Raw genomic sequence first — 19,457 nt, 5'->3', positions numbered from 1 at the left:
ATTACAGTTACTTTCAATCTGGCTGGCAACATCAGCAACGATGTCGTTAGCCAGATAACGTCGCATCACCGTAATGGTAAATCATTCCATCATGATTATAGATTGCTTATTATTCACCTGAGCATCAAATTCTATTTCTTAACTTCAATATAAGGTAAAAATGCGTCAAGTTCTCTGGCGTAATAAATGTACTCTTGTCCGACGATTTGACAAGATGAAAACTTCATCACCTCTCCAGATTACATCTGAATATGAGGACAAGAGAAATGAAAAAACATGCTATTGCAGTAATGATGATCGCCGTATTTTCTGAGTCGGTTTATGCGGAGTCTACCTTATTTATTCCGGACGTCTCTCCTGATAGCGTCACGACATCCCTTTCCGTGGGAGTGTTAAATGGTAAATCCAGGGAGCTGGTTTATGATACCGACACCGGGCGGAAGCTGAGTCAACTGGACTGGAAAATAAAAAATGTCGCCACGTTGCAGGGGGATTTATCATGGGAGCCCTATTCGTTCATGACGCTGGACGCCCGCGGCTGGACGTCTTTGGCGTCGGGATCGGGTCATATGGTTGACCATGACTGGATGAGCAGTGAGCAGCCAGGCTGGACCGATCGTTCAATTCATCCGGACACCAGCGCCAACTATGCTAATGAATACGATTTGAACGTGAAAGGTTGGTTATTGCAGGGCGATAACTACAAGGCGGGCGTGACAGCGGGCTATCAGGAAACCCGTTTTAGCTGGACGGCAAGAGGCGGGTCTTATATTTATGATAATGGTCGGTATATTGGTAACTTTCCTCATGGCGTGCGCGGCATAGGTTATAGCCAGCGTTTCGAAATGCCCTATATCGGGCTGGCGGGTGATTATCGTATTAATGACTTTGAGTGTAATGTACTGTTTAAATACAGCGACTGGGTAAATGCGCATGATAATGACGAACACTACATGCGCAAACTTACCTTCCGCGAAAAAACGGAAAATTCACGATATTATGGCGCTTCTATTGACGCCGGATATTATATTACCAGTAATGCAAAAATCTTTGCTGAGTTCGCTTACAGTAAATATGAAGAAGGTAAGGGCGGTACGCAAATCATAGATAAAACCAGCGGTGATACGGCGTATTTTGGTGGCGATGCCGCAGGTATAGCTAATAATAACTATACGGTTACCGCGGGGTTGCAGTACCGCTTCTAGACCACATCAGCATGTCATCGGTCATAACCGGCCGATGACGACTTTTTGCTGAACGTGTGGCATGTCCGGTGATATTGCATAGGGGCAATAAAAGCAACATGAAAGGGGAACCGCTCGAAAGACTATGCAGCAAGAAGAGAATTTCCTGGGTATCAATGGTGTCCCCTGCAGGAATCGAACCTGCAACTAGCCCTTAGGAGGGGCTCGTTATATCCATTTAACTAAGGGGACAACGCGGCGCCAGTATAGCGTTTTTTATTCGCCGGAGTAAGTGTAGCGCCGCCTGACTGGTTAAACCGTCGCCACTCAGCGCTGTTTTTCCGCTTTTTTCCGCTCCCGTTCCAGGCGCTCGCCGCGTAGCCTCGCTTCTTCCTTACGTTTATTGCTCATATCGTTGCGGATCTGCGCGTGGCTCATTAATGCGAAAATAAAGGTGCCGCCGCAGATATTTCCGGCAAGTGTGGGAAGGGCGAAGGGCCAGAGAAAGTCGCTCCAGGGCAGTGTGCCGTTGAAAACCAGATACAAAATTTCAACGGAACCGACGACAATATGGGTGGTATCGCCCAGCGCGATAAGCCAGGTCATCAAAATAATGACCACAATTTTTGCCCCGCCTGCAGCAGGAAACATCCATACCATTGTGGCGATGATCCAGCCAGAGATAATCGCGTTGGCAAACATCTCCGTTGGGCTATTTTTCATGACCTCCATACCAATTTTGACAAAGGCGTCGCGGGTCTCTTCATCAAATATAGGCATATATTCAAATGCCCACGCCGCAACCCCGGTGCCAATAAGGTTGCCCAATAAGACTACGCCCCATAAGCGCATCAGCAGGCCAACGTTACTCAGAGTGGGATTTTGCATTACCGGCAATACGGCGGTAACGGTATTTTCAGTAAATAATTGCTGGCGGGCCATGATGACAATGATAAAACCAAAGGTATAGCCGAGATTTTCCAGTAAAAAGCCGCCGGGAACGCCTTCAAGCTGCACGTGGAAAATCCCTTTCGCCAGGAGTGATGCCCCCATAGAAAGTCCTGCGGCAATGGCTGACCAGAGCAAAGCCATCGCATCGCGTTCCATCTCTTTTTCACCATCCTGGCGAATATGTTCATGAATCGCCATGGCGCGGGAAGGAAGACGATCTTCATCCACCTCAATCTCTTTACCGCTTTGTTTTTCTTCGCTTTCAACTTCCAGGTCACTGCTGTGCCGGTTAATTTTATCGTCGTTAAGGCTATCCATGATGATCCCTGCTGATTAACACATATTAATAAAGCGTAGCGGTTTTTCATTTACCCAGGCCGGGGCATTCTCCGAAAAAATAAAAATGATCACGCTCGTTTTTATCTGTTTCGTTAGAATAGGGCCGTCACGTTGTTGCGTTACCAGGCTATGCTCAGAGCAATGAGATCGCGCATATAGACATCGTTTGACGTGCTGTTAAAATCGCTCACACCTAAACAGGCGGATACGGTAGCGTTCCGTCATGGATGGCAATCAGCGATAGCCATAATTCACAGGGAGACATCTATGAAGCTTCGCCTGTCGGCGCTGGCGCTGGGAACCACACTGCTGGTCGGGTGTGCGAGTTCCGGTACAGAACAGCAGGGGCGTTCAGACCCATTTGAAGGGTTTAACCGCACCATGTACAACTTCAACTTTAATGTGCTGGACCCGTATGTTGTTCGGCCGGTCGCGGTCGCCTGGCGTGATTATGTTCCACAGCCTGCGCGTAACGGTTTAAGTAATTTCACCGGCAACCTCGAAGAACCGGCGATCATGGTGAACTATTTCCTGCAGGGCGATCCTTATCAGGGTATGGTGCATTTCACTCGTTTCTTCCTGAACACCTTATTAGGGATGGGCGGCTTTATTGACGTCGCGGGAATGGCGAATCCTAAGCTGCAGCGCGTTGAACCGCATCGCTTTGGCAGTACGCTGGGCCATTATGGCGTGGGGTATGGGCCTTATATGCAACTTCCGTTCTACGGCAGCTTCACGCTGCGTGAAGATGGCGGGGATATGGCGGATACCTTGTATCCGGTGCTCTCGTGGTTGACCTGGCCAATGTCCATAGGAAAATGGACTATCGAAGGGATAGAAACTCGCGCGCAGTTGCTGGACTCCGATGGTTTGCTGCGCCAGTCTTCCGATCCTTATATTATGGTGCGCGAGGCGTACTTCCAGCGTCATGACTTTATCGCCAATGGCGGAAAACTCAAGCCGCAGGAAAACCCGAACGCGCAGGCGATTCAGGACGAACTCAAAGAGATAGACTCAGAATAAACGGCAGTAAATAAAAAGGTGAGCGAAATGCTCACCTTTTTGATCCGTTTCAGAAAGAGATTAGAACGCGTAGTTAAAGTTAGTACCGAACAGCCAGGCTTTCCCTTCAGATTCAAACTGATAAGGGCCTTCATTAATTTTCACGCTCTGACCATGCATATAAGAGACGCCAACGTCGACAGACGCATCTTTGTTAAAGGCGTAAGTCGTACCGGCGCTCAGCCAGAAACGGTCCTGGTCCGGAATAGAGATAGAACGGTTTTGCGCTGGTACCGGGCTGTCATCGAAGGCGATACCGGTACGGAACGTCCAGTTGTCATCGTAGTAATAGGTGGTACCCAACGCAATGCGGTAAGCGTCTTTAAAGCCTTCATGCTTCTCAAAGAGCGTATCGCCGGCGGTCGATTTTGCCTTCAATTCCTGGAACTGACTCCAGCTGGTATAGGCCAGGCTATAGTGGATGGCCCACTGTGGCGCCACACGGTTATAACCGGACACTTCCCACATTTCCGGCAGATTCAGCGTCAGGTAGCCTGACTGCGTCGCGCCGCCGGTTGCCGTTGGGATAGGCAGATTAAATTGGTTTATAGCGATGGGAAGATCGCTACTGTAGTTGCCTTTAAAGTCAATTTTGACTTCCGAGCGGTAGGTCAGCGCGTAGCGGTTATTTTTATCCAGTTCATAAAGGATACCGGCATTCCAGCCAAAGCCCCACTGATTACCGTTCAGGTGGGCAATCTTGGTGTCGCTGGGAATCTGACCCGCGACCGGCGCCAGCGCCGGATTCTGTGCCGCGACCAACTGGCCTAAATCGCCCGCAAAACGTTCGATTTTCGCACGCGCGTATACCGCATCAAAGCCGAGGCCGAAGCTCCAGGCCTCATTTAAGCGATAAGCACCGCTTAAATTCAGGTTCATGGTTTCAAGATCGGTCGTACCGCCTACCGAGCCGCCGGCGTATGTGTCGTTAAACTCTGTCGCCAGACCATAGTTAGAGGTAATAGAAGCCCCCCAGCCAAACTGATCGTTAATCGGGGCGACAAAATGGACGTTCGGCACCCAGGCCGTCGGCGCGATGTTATCCGCATCTAACGTCCGACGAGATGGCGATGTCCCGCTAATATTAACATCAGGATCAATATAAACCGCGCCCGCTGAAAACGTCGGGCGGTCAAACATAGTAATTAACGCCGGGTTGCGGCTAACGTTACCCGCATCATCTGCGATTGCGCCTTCACCCGAATAGGCCCGGCCAAGGCCAGAGGAAGAAAATTCGTTTAACTGAAAGCCTGCAGACCAGGCTTGGGTGGAGATGATTGCCACTGCGACTGCGAGAGCAGACTTTGTAAACAGGGTTTTCTGGCTCATGACCATAACCTCATTGATTATTTTTATACAAACTATGTTACATGCTGTAACAGGAGCGCGAAGTGTAGGGTCTGCGGTACGACTTAGAAATCAGACCAGTGGCGAGAGTATAGGTCTGACCAGCTAGAATGTTGCAAGTATGTTTATAAGTTTTTTCAATTGTGATCTTAGAAACGAGATCTGGCTGGCAAAATCGGCGGGCTTAACGGTCTCCCGATCGCGCGATTTTTGTTTTAGATCATTTTTAAGTGTGATTTCGGTCACTTAACGCGTTTCCCACCATTAACGACTGGAGAGGCGAATGCCGGGAGCGTAAAATATCCCCATCGTTTATCTGGCACCCTGGGTGCAAATACAGAGGAAATCTACAATGAGTAAATGCAGTGCTGATGAAACCCCGGTTTGCTGCTGTATGGACGTTGGAACCATCATGGACAACTCCGATTGCACCGCGTCATACAGCCGCGTATTCGCTACCCGCGCAGAGGCTGAAGAGACGCTGGCGGCGTTAACCGAAAAAGCGCGTAGCGTGGAGTCTGAACCTTGCCAAATTACGCCAACCTTTACCGAGGAATCCGAAGGCGTTCGTCTGGATATTGATTTTGTTTTCGCCTGCGAAGCAGAAACGCTGATCTTCCAGCTCGGCCTGCGTTAATCCGTTCATTCACGACGCCTCCGTCATCATCTGGCGGAGGCGTTTTCTTTTTTTGTCGCTTCCCTTCACTGTGCCTTAGCTCCCACTTTCTTTTCTCTCTGCTTGGCTAAATGTAAAAAATTGGTTAAGACTGTGATCAGGTCAGACCACTAATTTATTTTTTTACAGGGGAGTACTATGCGTCAGGCTTTACCGTTGGTCACCCGCCAGGGCGATCGCATTGCTATTGTCAGTGGGTTACGAACCCCCTTCGCTCGTCAGGCCACTGCATTTCATGGTATTCCCGCTGTTGATCTCGGCAAGATGGTGGTAGGCGAGCTGCTGGCGCGCAGTGAAATTCCAGCCGATGCCATTGAGCAACTGGTTTTTGGTCAGGTAGTACAAATGCCGGAAGCCCCCAATATTGCGCGCGAAATTGTGCTGGGTACGGGAATGAATGTTCATACCGATGCCTATAGCGTAAGCCGCGCCTGCGCCACCAGTTTTCAGGCGGTAGCGAATGTGGCGGAAAGCCTGATGGCCGGCACGATACGCGCGGGTATCGCTGGCGGCGCAGATTCGTCGTCGGTACTGCCAATAGGCGTGAGTAAAGCCCTGGCGCGGGTACTGGTTGATGTCAATAAAGCCCGGACGACCCGCCAACGGCTGACGCTTTTTTCTCGTCTGCGCTTACGCGACCTGCTGCCCGTTCCTCCCGCCGTTGCTGAGTATTCCACCGGTCTGCGCATGGGCGATACCGCCGAACAGATGGCGAAAACGTATGGTATTACGCGTGAACAGCAGGACGCTCTGGCGCATCGTTCACATCAGCGCGCCGCGCAGGCATGGGCGGATGGCAAACTGGCGGAAGAAGTGATGACGACCTATGTGCCGCCGTATAAAAACCCCTTTGCAGAAGACAACAACATTCGCGGCACCTCCACGCTGGCGGACTACGCTAAACTGCGTCCCGCTTTTGACAGAAAACATGGCTCCGTGACCGCCGCCAATAGTACACCGCTGACCGACGGCGCTGCCGCCGTTATTCTGATGACCGAATCCCGCGCTAAAGAGCTGGGGCTGCACCCGCTTGGTTATCTGCGCAGCTACGCCTTTACCGCTATTGATGTCTGGCAGGACATGCTATTGGGGCCGGCCTGGTCAACGCCGCTGGCGCTGGAGCGGGCCGGGTTGACGATGGCCGATCTGACGCTTTTTGACATGCATGAAGCGTTTGCCGCTCAGACTCTGGCGAACTTACAACTGCTGGGCAGCGAACGATTTGCCCGTGAGGTGCTTGGTCGTGCGCAGGCGACAGGGGAGGTGGATGACGCTAAATTCAACGTGCTCGGCGGCTCAATCGCCTACGGGCATCCTTTTGCCGCAACGGGCGCGCGGATGATAACCCAAACGTTGCACGAATTACGGCGTCGGGGCGGAGGTTTTGGCCTGGTCACGGCCTGCGCGGCTGGCGGTCTTGGCGCGGCGATGGTTCTGGAGGCGGAATAATGACTACCACATCAGCTTTTATGCTTAACGTGCGTCTGGATAATGTCGCGGTTGTCGCTATTGATGTCCCTGGAGAAAAGGTGAACACCCTGAAAGCGGAGTTTGCCGCGCAGGTACGCGCCATCCTGAAGCAAATCCGGGAAAATAAAGCGTTGCAGGGCGTTGTTTTTATCTCAGCCAAAGCAGATAACTTTATTGCTGGCGCTGATATCAACATGATAGGCCACTGCCAAAACGCGCAGGAAGCGGAAACGCTGGCGCGTCAGGGGCAACAACTGATGGCGGAGATCCAGGCATTGCCTGTTCCGGTTATCGCCGCCATTCACGGCGCCTGTCTGGGGGGCGGCCTTGAAATGGCGCTGGCCTGCCATCGGCGCATCTGTACCGACGACGTTAAAACCGTTCTCGGACTGCCGGAGGTACAGTTAGGGCTTTTACCGGGATCGGGCGGAACGCAGCGACTTCCACGGCTGGTGGGGGTCAGTACCGCGCTGGATATGATCCTGACAGGTAAACAGCTTCGCGCCAGACAGGCGCTTAAAGCCGGGCTGGTTGATGATGTGGTGCCGCAAACTATTTTACTGGAAGCGGCTGTCGAGCTGGCTAAAAAAGAACGCCTGGCGCAACGGACATTGCCGGTCCGGGAACGTATCCTGGCGGGGCCGCTGGGGCGCGCGCTGTTATTTCGCCTGGTGCGTAAAAAGACGGCGCAAAAAACGCAGGGTAATTATCCGGCGACGGAGCGGATCATTGATGTGATTGAAACTGGACTGGCGCAGGGCAGCAGTAGCGGCTATGACGCGGAAGCGCGCGCTTTCGGCGAGCTGGCGATGACGCCTCAATCGCAGGCGCTGCGCGCTATTTTCTTTGCCAGTACCGAGGTGAAAAAAGATCCCGGTAGCGATGCGCCGCCCGGCCCGCTGAACAGCGTGGGCATCTTAGGCGGCGGGTTAATGGGTGGCGGTATCGCCTGGGTTACGGCCTGTAAAGGCGGATTGCCAGTACGAATTAAGGATATAAATACTCAGGGGATCAATCATGCTCTGAAGTACAGCTGGGATCTGCTTGAAACAAAAGTACGCCGCCGCCATATCAAAGCCAGCGAACGCGATAAACAATTGGCGTTGATATCAGGTTCGACAGATTATCGTGGTTTCAGTCATCGTGATCTGGTCATTGAAGCGGTGTTTGAAGATCTGCCGTTAAAACAACAGATGGTGGCGGAAGTGGAACAAAATTGCGCTGCTCACACCATTTTTGCCTCCAATACTTCTTCCCTGCCGATTGGCGATATTGCGGCGAATGCGGCCAGACCGGAACAGGTGATTGGATTGCACTTTTTTAGCCCGGTCGAGAAAATGCCGCTGGTTGAGGTCATTCCTCACGCGTCTACTTCCGCGCAGACCATCGCCACGACCGTTAAGCTGGCGAAAAAACAGGGTAAAACCCCGATAGTCGTCAGCGATAAAGCCGGGTTTTATGTTAACCGAATTCTTGCGCCATATATCAATGAGGCGATTCGGATGCTGACTGAAGGCGCACGTGTCGAACATATTGACGCCGCCCTGGTAAAATTTGGTTTTCCGGTGGGGCCAATCCAACTTTTGGATGAGGTAGGAATCGACACGGGCACTAAAATTATTCCTGTGCTTGAGGCGGCGTATGGAGAACGTTTTAGCGCGCCTGCAAATGTTGTCGCTTCAATTTTGAATGACGATCGCAAAGGTAGAAAAAATGGTCGCGGTTTCTATCTTTATGGCGAAAAAGGGCGTAAAAGCAAAAAACAGGTTGACCCTGCTATTTATAAGCTTATTGGCGTGCAAGGGCAGAGTCGACTGTCTGCGCAGCAGGTGGCAGAGCGCTGTGTCATGTTAATGCTTAACGAAGCGGCGCGCTGTTTCGACGAAAAAGTGATTCGCAGCGCGCGCGATGGCGATATCGGCGCCGTGTTTGGTATCGGTTTTCCGCCGTTTCTCGGTGGCCCGTTCCGCTATATGGATGCTCTCGGGCCGGGTGAAATGGTGGCGACATTACAGCGCCTGGCCGCACTTTACGGTCCTCGTTACGCGCCTTGTGAACAATTAGTGCGCATGGCGGAGCGCAGGGAGCATTTCTGGACGAATGGGGAAACTGACCAGGGAAATTGAGGTCAAAGAGAATATGAATCCGCACTGAATGCCTCCTTAGTGGCGAAATAATAATCAAGGATTGACTATACTTACGCCATTGAGGTAAAAAACAGCGTTTCATTCAGTGAATGGATAAGGCACAATGCCGGCCACCGCATTTTTGCCGCAGCCAATAGGGGCATGTGGTAAGCGTGTTGGTGAAACTGGTTAACAAAAGCGGTGCAATATGCAAGTTTTTATCATGCGTCACGGCGACGCAGCCCTCGATGCCGCCAGTGATTCGGTTCGTCCCTTGACCCCTTGTGGGTGTGACGAGTCTCGCCTGATGGCGAACTGGCTGAAAGGTCAAAAAGTGGATATCGAACGTGTTCTGGTGAGTCCGTTTCTTCGGGCCGAACAGACGTTAGATGTGGTCGGCGATTGTATGAATCTGCCGGCTCAGGTGGATGTCCTGCCGGAGCTAACGCCCTGTGGCGATGTCGGTCTGGTCAGCGCCTACCTCCAGGCGCTGGCCAATGAAGAGATCGGATCGGTGCTGGTGATCTCTCACTTACCTCTGGTCGGATACCTGGTATCTGAGCTTTGTCCGGGCGAAACGCCGCCGATGTTCACGACGTCCGCAATTGCCAACGTTACGCTTGATGAAAGCGGCAAGGGGACATTCAACTGGCAAATGAGTCCCTGCAATCTGAAAATGGCGAAAGCGATTTAATCTTTGCTGCCTGATGGCGCTTCGCTTATCAGGCCTACGACAGCGCTGGCTGTTCGTAGGCTGGATAAGGCGCTTGCGCCGCCATCCGGCAATTCCGCATCAGGGTAATTCGGGCGGTTGCCACTCTTCCACTTCAATCAACACCAGCAGCGCGGCGTCGCCGCCGTACTCTTTTGGTGCCTGATGAAAGGCCATCACATGCGGATGCTGCGCCAGCCATAACGGCGTTTGCTGTTTCAGAATATGTTTACCGTGTCCATGCATGACGCAGGCGCAAAAAATATGTTCCCGACGGCAGGCGGCAATCAGCGCCCCCAGTTCCTGCTTGGCCTGAAGCTGCGTTAAGCCGTGTAAATCCAGAAACAGTTCCGGCGAATAGTCGCCGCGGCGCATTTTTTTTAGCTCGAAATGGCTGACATCTTCACGGACATACTTTACCGGCCCTTCCGTATTGAGCAGCGGCTGGAACTCATCGGAAAAATAGTGGCTGGCGTCCGCCTGTTCCTGAATTAACCTTCGGGTAGGGACTTCCGTGATTTTCTTGCGCAGTGGCCGATGGACGATAGTATCCTGTTTAATCTTTCGGGTGCCGACCATCAGCTGACGGAACAGCGCCTGGTCCTCCTCGCTGAGCGATGTTTTCTTTTTCATTCGTGGGTCTCGTCTGATCTTTTGCCTTAGTTTACCCGACCCGGAGGATATCCGAACGGTCAAAACGGATTTTTCGTATTCTCCCGCCGCGTCAATGCTGATTTATCCCTGTCTTCGTGGCAAACTAGCCGCCGAATTTAATGCGAGCATGCCCTGGAGGAATACGTGGATAAAATTTTCGTCGATGAAGCAGTAAGTGAACTGCATACCATTCAGGACATGTTGCGCTGGGCGGTAAGCCGCTTTAGCGCGGCGAATATCTGGTATGGACACGGTACCGATAACCCGTGGGATGAAGCGGTACAACTGGTGTTGCCGTCTCTTTATCTGCCGCTGGATATTCCGGAAGATATGCGGACCGCGCGGCTGACGTCCAGCGAAAAACACCGCATTGTCGAGCGAGTGATTCGTCGCATTAACGAACGTATCCCGGTCGCCTACCTGACCAATAAAGCCTGGTTCTGCGGCCACGAATTTTATGTCGATGAGCGCGTGCTGGTGCCGCGTTCGCCCATTGGCGAGCTGATTAATAACCACTTCGCCGGCCTTATTAGCCAACAGCCGAAATATATTCTGGATATGTGTACCGGTAGCGGCTGCATCGCCATCGCCTGTGCTTATGCTTTCCCGGACGCAGAGGTTGATGCGGTCGATATTTCGCCGGATGCGCTGGCTGTCGCCGAGCATAACATTGAAGAACACGGTCTTATCCATCACGTGACGCCAATCCGTTCCGATCTGTTCCGCGATCTGCCGAAAGTTCAGTACGATCTGATTGTCACTAACCCGCCTTATGTCGATGCGGAGGATATGTCCGATCTGCCGAACGAATATCGCCACGAACCTGAGCTGGGGCTGGCGTCCGGCACTGACGGCCTCAAATTGACCCGCCGTATCCTGGGGAATGCGCCGGATTATCTGTCCGATGACGGCGTTCTGATTTGTGAAGTCGGAAACAGCATGGTACATCTGATGGAGCAGTATCCGGATGTGCCGTTCACCTGGCTGGAGTTTGACAACGGCGGCGATGGCGTCTTTATGTTGACCAAAGCGCAGTTGCTCGCGGCCCGTGAACATTTCAATATTTATAAAGATTAAAACACGCAAACGACAACAACGATAACGGAGCCGTGATGGCAGGAAACACAATTGGACAACTCTTTCGCGTAACCACTTTCGGCGAATCACACGGGCTGGCGCTTGGGTGTATCGTCGATGGCGTGCCGCCCGGCATCCCGTTGACGGAGGCCGATCTGCAGCACGATCTCGACAGACGTCGCCCCGGCACCTCGCGCTATACTACCCAGCGCCGCGAACCGGACCAGGTAAAAATTCTCTCCGGCGTGTTTGATGGCGTGACGACCGGCACCAGCATTGGCCTGCTGATTGAAAACACCGATCAGCGCTCGCAGGACTACAGCGCGATTAAAGATGTTTTTCGTCCGGGGCACGCGGATTACACCTATGAGCAGAAATACGGCCTGCGCGATTACCGTGGCGGTGGACGTTCTTCCGCGCGTGAAACCGCGATGCGCGTAGCGGCAGGGGCGATCGCCAAGAAATACCTGGCGGAAAAGTTCGGTATCGAAATCCGCGGCTGCCTGACCCAGATGGGCGACATTCCGCTGGAGATTAAAGACTGGCGTCAGGTTGAGCTTAATCCGTTCTTTTGTCCCGATGCGGACAAACTTGACGCGCTGGACGAACTGATGCGCGCGCTGAAAAAAGAGGGCGACTCCATCGGCGCGAAAGTGACGGTGATGGCGAGCGGCGTGCCGGCAGGGCTTGGCGAACCGGTATTTGACCGACTGGATGCGGACATCGCCCATGCGCTGATGAGCATCAATGCGGTGAAAGGCGTGGAGATCGGCGAAGGATTTAACGTGGTGGCGCTGCGCGGCAGCCAGAATCGCGATGAAATCACGGCGCAGGGTTTTCAGAGCAACCACGCTGGCGGCATCCTCGGTGGCATCAGTAGCGGGCAACACATTGTGGCGCATATGGCGCTGAAACCTACCTCCAGCATTACCGTGCCGGGACGTACGATCAACCGGATGGGTGAAGAAGTCGAGATGATCACCAAAGGGCGCCACGATCCGTGTGTGGGGATTCGCGCAGTGCCGATCGCAGAGGCCATGCTGGCGATCGTGCTGATGGATCACCTGCTGCGCCATCGGGCACAGAATGCGGATGTAAAGACAGAGATTCCACGCTGGTAAGAAATGAAAAAAACCGCGATTGCGCTGCTGGCATGGTTTGTCAGTAGCGCCAGCCTGGCGGCGACGCCGTGGCAGAAAATAACTCATCCTGTCCCCGGCGCAGCCCAGTCTATCGGTAGCTTTGCCAACGGATGCATCATTGGCGCCGACACGTTGCCGGTACAGTCCGATAATTATCAGGTGATGCGCACCGATCAGCGCCGTTATTTCGGCCACCCGGACTTGGTCATGTTTATCCAGCGGTTGAGTCATCAGGTGCAGCAACGGGGGCTCGGAACCGTCCTGATAGGCGACATGGGGATGCCTGCCGGAGGCCGCTTTAATGGCGGACACGCCAGTCATCAGACCGGGCTTGATGTGGATATTTTCTTGCAGTTGCCGAAAACGCGCTGGAGCCAGGCGCAGCTATTGCGCCCGCAGGCGTTAGATCTGGTGTCCCGCGACGGTAAACATGTCGTGCCGTCGCGCTGGTCGTCGGATATCGCCAGTCTGATCAAACTGGCGGCACAAGACAATGACGTCACCCGTATTTTCGTCAATCCGGCTATTAAACAACAGCTTTGCCTCGATGCCGGAAACGATCGTGACTGGCTACGTAAAGTACGCCCCTGGTTCCAGCATCGCGCACATATGCACGTGCGTTTACGCTGCCCTGCCGACAGCCTGGAGTGCGAAGATCAACCTTTACCCCCGCCGGGCGATGGATGCGGCGCTGAACTGCAAAGCTGGTTCGAACCGCCAAAACCTGGCACCACAAAGCCTGAGAAGAAGACACCGCCGCCGTTGCCGCCTTCCTGCCAGGCGCTACTGGATGAGCATGTACTCTGATGGACAATTTTTATGATCTGTTTATGGTCTCCCCGCTGCTGCTGGTGGTGCTGTTTTTTGTCGCCGTACTGGCAGGATTTATCGATTCTATCGCCGGGGGCGGAGGGCTGCTCACTATCCCTGCGCTGATGGCCGCCGGGATGTCGCCGGCAAACGCGCTGGCGACCAATAAATTACAGGCGTGCGGCGGCTCCCTCTCGTCTTCGCTCTATTTTATTCGCCGTAAAGTGGTAAACCTGGCCGAGCAAAAGCTCAATATTCTGATGACGTTCATTGGCTCGATGAGCGGCGCGCTGCTGGTGCAGCACGTGCAGGCGGATATTTTGCGTCAGATCTTGCCCATCCTGGTGATTTTCATCGGCCTCTATTTTTTATTGATGCCGAAGCTGGGCGAGGAAGATCGCCAGCGCCGCCTGTATGGATTACCGTTCGCGCTGATAGCCGGGGGATGCGTCGGGTTTTACGACGGCTTTTTCGGGCCTGCCGCCGGGTCGTTTTACGCTCTGGCGTTTGTCACCTTATGTGGCTATAACCTGGCGAAATCCACGGCACATGCCAAAGTGCTTAACGCTACCTCCAACGTTGGCGGCCTGCTGTTATTTATCATCGGCGGCAAAGTGATCTGGGCGACGGGCTTCGTGATGCTGGTTGGTCAGTTTTTAGGGGCGCGAATGGGGTCGCGTCTGGTGTTGAGCAAAGGCCAAAAACTTATCAGACCGATGATCGTTATTGTCTCGGCGGTAATGAGCGCCAGGTTACTTTATGATAGCCACGGACAGGAGATCCTCCACTGGTTGGGGATGAATTAATGAACAATACGCACCATTACGAACAGTTAATTGAGATTTTTAACGGCTGCTTTGCCGAAGAATTTAATACCCGTCTGATTAAAGGCGACGACGAACCGATCTATCTTCCTGCTGACGCGCAGGTACCGTACCACCGCATCGTCTTTGCGCATGGGTTTTACGCCAGCGCTCTGCATGAGATTTCTCACTGGTGTATCGCCGGCAAGGCACGCCGCGAACTGGTTGACTTTGGTTACTGGTACTGCCCGGACGGACGCGACGCGCAGACCCAAAGTCAATTCGAAGACGTTGAGGTGAAGCCACAGGCTTTCGACTGGTTGTTTTGCGTGGCGGCGGGGTATCCCTTTAACGTCAGTTGCGACAATCTGGAAGGCGATATTGAGCCGGATCGCGTGGCGTTTCAGCGCCGGGTTCATGCGCAGGTAATGGCGTATCTGGAGCAGGGCATTCCTGAACGTCCGGCCCGCTTCATCAAAGCGCTACAGAATTACTATCACACGCCCGAACTTAAGGCGGAACAGTTCCCGTGGCCGGAAGCGCTTAATTAAAGCCAGCGCCACGTTTACAATGAGGAAAGAAGATGATCGCGGAGTTTGAATCACGCATTCTGGCATTAATTGACGATATGGTAGAGCACGCCAGCGACGATGAGCTTTTTGCCAGTGGATACCTGCGTGGCCACCTGACGTTAGCCATTGCCGAGCTGGAGAGCGGTGATGACCACTCCGTCGAGGCGGTCTATGCCAACGTTAGCCAAAGTCTGGAAAAAGCGATCGGCGCCGGTGAACTGTCGCCGCGCGATCAGGCGTTAGTCAAAGCGATGTGGGACAATTTGTTCGACAAGGCAAAACAATAACGCCGAGGGCCGGAAGGCGACGCTTGCCGCCTTCCGCTATTGACTGGCCCATTACTTCACCGCTTTTCCCTTCAATAACTTTCTCACCCATAACCGATTCGGATTTAACGCCGCCAGCGTACTGGCATCCAGTGGAATCGGCTCGTTACTCATCTGCGCCGCCAGAATTTCTGCGCATAATGGCGCTGAGCACAAACCGCGCGATCCCAGCGCGCCGAGCATAAATAAACCCGGATACACAGGCGCAGGCGCCGCCGACGTTTTATTATCGGCTAAATCGGCGTAATGCGTCAGCGTGGCGTGGTAATCCGGGACATTGCCCACCATCGGCAGGTGGTCGCGGGTGGCGCAACGCACGCCGCAACGGGCGCTGTTGCCGCTAACGTCAACCTCTGTGGCCCATTTCGCATCCGGAAAACAGTCAAGCAGACGCTGTCGGTTCTGACGCTGATCTTCTTCGCGCCAGACGGTGCTTTCGTCGCCCCGGTGATAGCTGGCGCCAATACAGTGCTGCTGATTATGCGGATTTTGCGGCGTCAGATAGCCGTCGTAGCATAACACCTGACGCAACGCCGAGAGGGCGGGGGTGGTGGGAATATGACTGACCTGCCCCCCGACGGCATACACCGGCAGCGGCTGGGTCTGATCAAAACGGTTAATCTGATGGCCGTTCGCCAGAACGACGGTCTCATGGCTGGCGGTTTCACCTGACGTAAAGCGCAGTTGCCAGCGCGACTCCTGCGCAACGAGCGACGTGAGCGTATGGCGAAAGCGCGTTTGTAAACCCTGTTCGGTCGCCAGTGCGATGACTGCGCGAGTTAATTGTTCCGGGCACAGCCAGCCGCCTGCCGGATAGGTAATTCCTCCGCAGCGTGTCGTCACGCCAACCGCCTGTTCCGCCTCTTCGGCATTGAGCGCCGAGGCCAGTCCGGCGGGCAGCGCCAGGGACAGCATCTGGGCAATTTTCTGCTGGCTTTTCTCATCCCATCCGAGCTGCGTCACGCCGCACCAGCCATGATCAAAAGAGACGGGCAGGGCATCATACAGGCGACGGGCAAAGGTGAATGCGGTCGGGAAAAAGCGATTAATGGCGGCGTCATGTTTGCTAAGGAGCGGATAAAGCGCGCCCTGTCGATTACCGGAGGCGCCCTGGGCGGGCTGGTCGTCCGCGCAATAGAGCGTCACCTGCCAGCCGCGACGCAGTAACGCCAGTGATAACAGCGCGCTGGCGATGCCGCCGCCAATGATCGCCGTTTCACGTTTTTCGCTTCCGCTGCGGTAAAACCAGGGCGCGGAAAGGGTCGGCATGAGGTGTTGTTCCATCACTCCACAAAGCATCTCGCGTTTACGTCCGAAGCCTTTGCGTTTTTGCATGGTAAAACCGGCTTCCTGTAATCCCCGACGAACGAAACCCGCCGAGGTAAACGTCGCCAGCGTTGCGCCGGGCCGCGCCAGCCGCGCCATCGCGTTAAACAGGTTTGGCGTCCACATATCCGGATTTTTCGCCGGGGCAAAACCGTCGAGGAACCAGGCGTCGACTGTTTGATTCAGCGTGGCGTCCAGTTGGTCGGTCAGTTCATTAATATCGCCAAACCACAAATCCAGCGTCACCCGACCCCGATCCAGCAATAGGCGGTGGCATCCCGGGAGCGGCAGCGGCCATTGCGCCTGCAGCTGCTCTGCCCAGGGCGCGAGCTCCGGCCAGTGTTGGTGCGCCAGCGCCAGATCGCCGCGCGTTAACGGGAATTTCTCAAAACTGATGAAATGTAACCTTTGCAGCGTCGCCTGTGGATGCTCAGAACGAAAGCCGTCAAACGCCTGCCACAGCGTCAGGAAGTTGAGTCCGGTGCCAAAACCGCTTTCCGCGACTATAAATAATGGATGTGAATGTACGGGAAATCGCTCCGCAAGACGATTGCCGCCAAGAAAAACGTAGCGTGTCTCTTCGAGTCCATTGTCATTAGAAAAATAGACATCATCAAAATCTCGGGAAACAGGTGTACCCTCAGCGTTAAATTCGAGTGTGGCGGGTTGTATGGCGTATTGTTTCACGTAAGTTACTCGTCTGACGGGCGGTATCGCGATCTTAACGATGTGTGCCTGACGGCGCAAATTTCCGTACTAAATGGCTGATCGGACTTGTTCGGCGTACAAGTGTACGCTATTGTGCCAATCGAAACTTAAAAATAGTGCGAATTACAGAGGTATTGAATGAAACGTGCAGTGATTACTGGCCTGGGCATCGTTTCCAGCATCGGTAATAACCAGCAGGAAGTCCTGGCATCTCTGCGTGAAGGACGTTCAGGGATCACTTTCTCTCAGGAGCTGAAGGACGCCGGCATGCGTAGCCAGGTATGGGGCAACGTAAAACTGGATACCACTGGCCTCATTGACCGCAAAGTCGTGCGCTTTATGAGCGACGCCTCCATCTATGCTTATCTGTCTATGGAGCAGGCAGTGGCCGACGCCGGTCTGGCGCCGGAAGTCTATCAGAATAACCCGCGTGTCGGCCTGATTGCAGGTTCCGGCGGCGGCTCCCCGAAATTCCAGGTCTTTGGCGCAGACGCCATGCGTAGCCCGCGTGGTCTGAAAGCCGTGGGCCCGTATGTGGTGACGAAAGCAATGGCATCCGGCGTTTCCGCCTGCCTCGCTACGCCGTTTAAAATTTATGGCGTGAACTACTCCATTAGCTCCGCTTGCGCGACCTCCGCACACTGTATTGGCAATGCGGTTGAACAGATCCAACTGGGCAAACAGGACATCGTTTTTGCTGGCGGCGGCGAAGAGCTGTGCTGGGAAATGGCCTGTGAGTTCGACGCGATGGGGGCACTGTCCACCAAATATAACGATACGCCTGAAAAAGCGTCCCGTACCTATGATGCGCACCGTGATGGGTTTGTCATCGCGGGCGGTGGCGGTATGGTTGTTGTCGAAGAGCTGGAACACGCTCTGGCGCGCGGCGCGCATATCTATGCGGAAATCGTCGGTTACGGCGCAACATCCGATGGCGCAGACATGGTTGCTCCGTCTGGTGAAGGCGCAGTACGTTGCATGCAGATGGCGATGCACGGCGTAGACACGCCGATCGACTACCTGAACTCTCACGGTACCTCTACTCCGGTAGGCGACGTGAAAGAACTGGGTGCAATCCGTGAAGTGTTTGGCGATAACAGCCCGGCAATTTCTGCAACCAAAGCGATGACCGGCCACTCGCTGGGTGCCGCAGGCGTGCAGGAAGCTATCTACTCTCTGCTGATGCTGGAGCACGGTTTTATCGCGCCGAGTATCAACATCGAAGAGCTGGATGAGCAGGCTGCGGGTCTGAACATCGTGACCGAAACGACCGAGCGTGAACTGACTACCGTAATGTCTAACAGCTTCGGTTTTGGCGGCACCAACGCCACGCTGGTGATGCGTAAGTTGTAAGCCTGACTATTACGTTGTAGTATCAATAATGAAACAGGTCGCTAATGCGACCTGTTTTTTCATTCAGGGAACAACAAATTATATGGATATTCTATAAATGCCAACTAATACATTAGATAAAATTAGGCATAGTTTGAGTTGTGTGGCTGTTTTATTTGGTTTGCTTGGCATTTTTGTTTTTGCCTCATTTTCGCCTTCCTATGCCTGGCTTTATTTGGGAGGCCTGGCTGCGCCTTTTATATATAGTATTGTTTTTGTCTATGCGATTGCCGCCTAGAGTATTTATTCAAAGTATTATCCGTTTTTATCATTGGGCCGCTTATCATTTGTGGAATGTTTTTTTCCGGCGCTGGCCCTGGTGTGCCTTACCGTTCTCTACAATGCTTTTAGTGGCCCGGAACCCTGGATGGCCGAGTTATCAAGGCAATTTTTTCTTCATAAATTTCTTAACACGCTGGCGATGTGCTTTCTGGCTCCTGTGGCGGAGGAAATTATATTCAGAGGGTTTTTATTAAACAGCAGTATCGGTTGGGGTCGGTACTCAAGAGTTTCCGGTATTATTATTACCTCACTCGCTTTTGCATTTATGCATACACAATATCTCTTTGCGGTGACTTTTGTTTATCTGTTTGTTTTTTCATCTATATTATGCGTTGTTCGAATGAGAAGTCGTGGGTTAATGATACCGATAATACTTCATGTTTTAAATAATGCCTGGGTTATTTTCGGCTTACTGTTTTCAGCGACGGAATAAGCGCCTGATGCAATAGGCGCTTTAACCTCTTCGGTACGAACAAGAGACCGATGGCGGTTCCCTTT

Annotated in this window: 17 protein-coding genes, 1 tRNA gene and 1 pseudogene; 14 read left to right on the top strand and 5 right to left on the bottom strand. The window is 53.3% G+C overall.

Annotated features, from left to right (window positions below):
• Positions 1-266: 266 nt before the first annotated feature.
• A complete protein-coding gene (gene pgtE / locus ACLD4F_RS07205; RefSeq protein ID WP_000716011.1) occupies positions 267-1,205 on the top strand; it encodes an omptin family outer membrane protease PgtE in 939 nt (312 codons plus the stop codon).
• Between the two features lie 156 nt (positions 1,206-1,361).
• Here the strand turns inward: pgtE and ACLD4F_RS07200 are convergent.
• Positions 1,362-1,436, bottom strand: a tRNA-Arg gene (locus ACLD4F_RS07200).
• Between the two features lie 75 nt (positions 1,437-1,511).
• The gene (locus ACLD4F_RS07195) at positions 1,512-2,453 is read right to left on the bottom strand and encodes a formate/nitrite transporter family protein (RefSeq protein WP_000377772.1); all 942 of its coding nucleotides are present in this window, start codon (positions 2,451-2,453) and stop codon (positions 1,512-1,514) included.
• A gap of 288 nt (positions 2,454-2,741) precedes the next feature.
• Between ACLD4F_RS07195 and mlaA the strand changes: the two genes are divergently transcribed.
• Positions 2,742-3,497: a phospholipid-binding lipoprotein MlaA gene (mlaA, locus tag ACLD4F_RS07190; protein WP_000776787.1), complete on the top strand. Its 756-nt coding sequence runs from the start codon at positions 2,742-2,744 to the stop codon at positions 3,495-3,497.
• 60 nt (positions 3,498-3,557) lie between these two features.
• Here mlaA and fadL read toward each other — a convergent pair whose 3' ends face one another.
• A complete protein-coding gene (fadL, locus tag ACLD4F_RS07185) occupies positions 3,558-4,865 on the bottom strand; it encodes a long-chain fatty acid transporter FadL (protein ID WP_111771840.1) in 1,308 nt (435 codons plus the stop codon).
• 370 nt (positions 4,866-5,235) lie between these two features.
• On the opposite strand from fadL, the gene ACLD4F_RS07180 reads away from it, so the two are divergent.
• The 4 genes from ACLD4F_RS07180 (at position 5,236) to sixA (ending at position 9,849) form a co-directional block, all read left to right on the top strand.
• Positions 5,236-5,520: a YfcZ/YiiS family protein gene (locus ACLD4F_RS07180; protein ID WP_000030904.1), complete on the top strand. Its 285-nt coding sequence runs from the start codon at positions 5,236-5,238 to the stop codon at positions 5,518-5,520.
• Between the two features lie 177 nt (positions 5,521-5,697).
• Positions 5,698-7,008, top strand: coding sequence for an acetyl-CoA C-acyltransferase FadI (gene fadI, locus ACLD4F_RS07175; protein ID WP_076935002.1), 1,311 nt, complete (start codon positions 5,698-5,700; stop codon positions 7,006-7,008).
• Positions 7,008-9,155: a fatty acid oxidation complex subunit alpha FadJ gene (gene fadJ / locus ACLD4F_RS07170; RefSeq protein ID WP_079944056.1), complete on the top strand. Its 2,148-nt coding sequence runs from the start codon at positions 7,008-7,010 to the stop codon at positions 9,153-9,155. The genes fadI and fadJ overlap by 1 nt, the downstream gene beginning before the upstream one ends.
• 208 nt (positions 9,156-9,363) lie before the next feature.
• Positions 9,364-9,849, top strand: coding sequence for a phosphohistidine phosphatase SixA (sixA, locus tag ACLD4F_RS07165; protein ID WP_001195800.1), 486 nt, complete (start codon positions 9,364-9,366; stop codon positions 9,847-9,849).
• A 99-nt stretch (positions 9,850-9,948) separates the two neighbouring features.
• Here the strand turns inward: sixA and smrB are convergent, their stop codons facing one another.
• Positions 9,949-10,500, bottom strand: a complete 552-nt coding sequence (gene smrB, locus ACLD4F_RS07160) for an endonuclease SmrB (RefSeq protein WP_000730794.1) — start codon at positions 10,498-10,500, stop codon at positions 9,949-9,951.
• A gap of 165 nt (positions 10,501-10,665) precedes the next feature.
• Between smrB and prmB the strand changes: the two genes are divergently transcribed.
• The 6 genes from prmB to ACLD4F_RS07130 are packed head-to-tail and all read left to right on the top strand — an operon-like array spanning position 10,666 to position 15,212.
• Complete coding sequence (gene prmB / locus ACLD4F_RS07155) at positions 10,666-11,598, top strand: 50S ribosomal protein L3 N(5)-glutamine methyltransferase (RefSeq protein WP_001542329.1); 933 nt, start codon at positions 10,666-10,668, stop codon at positions 11,596-11,598.
• Positions 11,599-11,633: 35 nt separating this feature from the next.
• Positions 11,634-12,719: a chorismate synthase gene (gene aroC, locus ACLD4F_RS07150; RefSeq protein ID WP_000918457.1), complete on the top strand. Its 1,086-nt coding sequence runs from the start codon at positions 11,634-11,636 to the stop codon at positions 12,717-12,719.
• A gap of 3 nt (positions 12,720-12,722) precedes the next feature.
• Complete coding sequence (mepA, locus tag ACLD4F_RS07145) at positions 12,723-13,547, top strand: penicillin-insensitive murein endopeptidase (protein ID WP_023206598.1); 825 nt, start codon at positions 12,723-12,725, stop codon at positions 13,545-13,547.
• On the top strand, positions 13,547-14,356 hold the full coding sequence (locus ACLD4F_RS07140; RefSeq protein WP_000368599.1) for a sulfite exporter TauE/SafE family protein: 810 nt from the start codon (positions 13,547-13,549) through the stop codon (positions 14,354-14,356). The genes mepA and ACLD4F_RS07140 overlap by 1 nt, the downstream gene beginning before the upstream one ends.
• On the top strand, positions 14,356-14,904 hold the full coding sequence (locus ACLD4F_RS07135) for an elongation factor P hydroxylase (protein WP_001066345.1): 549 nt from the start codon (positions 14,356-14,358) through the stop codon (positions 14,902-14,904). Before ACLD4F_RS07140 ends, ACLD4F_RS07135 begins: the two co-directional genes overlap by 1 nt.
• A gap of 32 nt (positions 14,905-14,936) precedes the next feature.
• The gene (locus tag ACLD4F_RS07130) at positions 14,937-15,212 is read left to right on the top strand and encodes a YfcL family protein (RefSeq protein ID WP_000559749.1); all 276 of its coding nucleotides are present in this window, start codon (positions 14,937-14,939) and stop codon (positions 15,210-15,212) included.
• A 51-nt stretch (positions 15,213-15,263) separates the two neighbouring features.
• Here the strand turns inward: ACLD4F_RS07130 and mnmC are convergent, their stop codons facing one another.
• Positions 15,264-17,264 (bottom strand): bifunctional tRNA (5-methylaminomethyl-2-thiouridine)(34)-methyltransferase MnmD/FAD-dependent 5-carboxymethylaminomethyl-2-thiouridine(34) oxidoreductase MnmC, encoded by a 2,001-nt coding sequence (mnmC, locus tag ACLD4F_RS07125; protein WP_181388929.1) that lies wholly within the window; start codon positions 17,262-17,264, stop codon positions 15,264-15,266.
• 159 nt (positions 17,265-17,423) lie between these two features.
• Here mnmC and fabB point away from each other — a divergent pair, with 159 nt between their 5' ends.
• Both fabB and ACLD4F_RS07115 read left to right on the top strand, forming a co-directional pair.
• Complete coding sequence (fabB, locus tag ACLD4F_RS07120) at positions 17,424-18,638, top strand: beta-ketoacyl-ACP synthase I (protein ID WP_000817161.1); 1,215 nt, start codon at positions 17,424-17,426, stop codon at positions 18,636-18,638.
• Positions 18,639-18,735: 97 nt separating this feature from the next.
• Positions 18,736-19,392, top strand: a pseudogene (locus ACLD4F_RS07115) (CPBP family intramembrane glutamic endopeptidase).
• Positions 19,393-19,457 lie beyond the last annotated feature (65 nt).

This window comes from Salmonella sp. 741265050_HSA (genome assembly GCF_046569445.1).
Taxonomy (GTDB): domain Bacteria; phylum Pseudomonadota; class Gammaproteobacteria; order Enterobacterales; family Enterobacteriaceae; genus Salmonella; species Salmonella enterica.
This window is presented reverse-complemented; position numbering and strand designations above follow the sequence as displayed.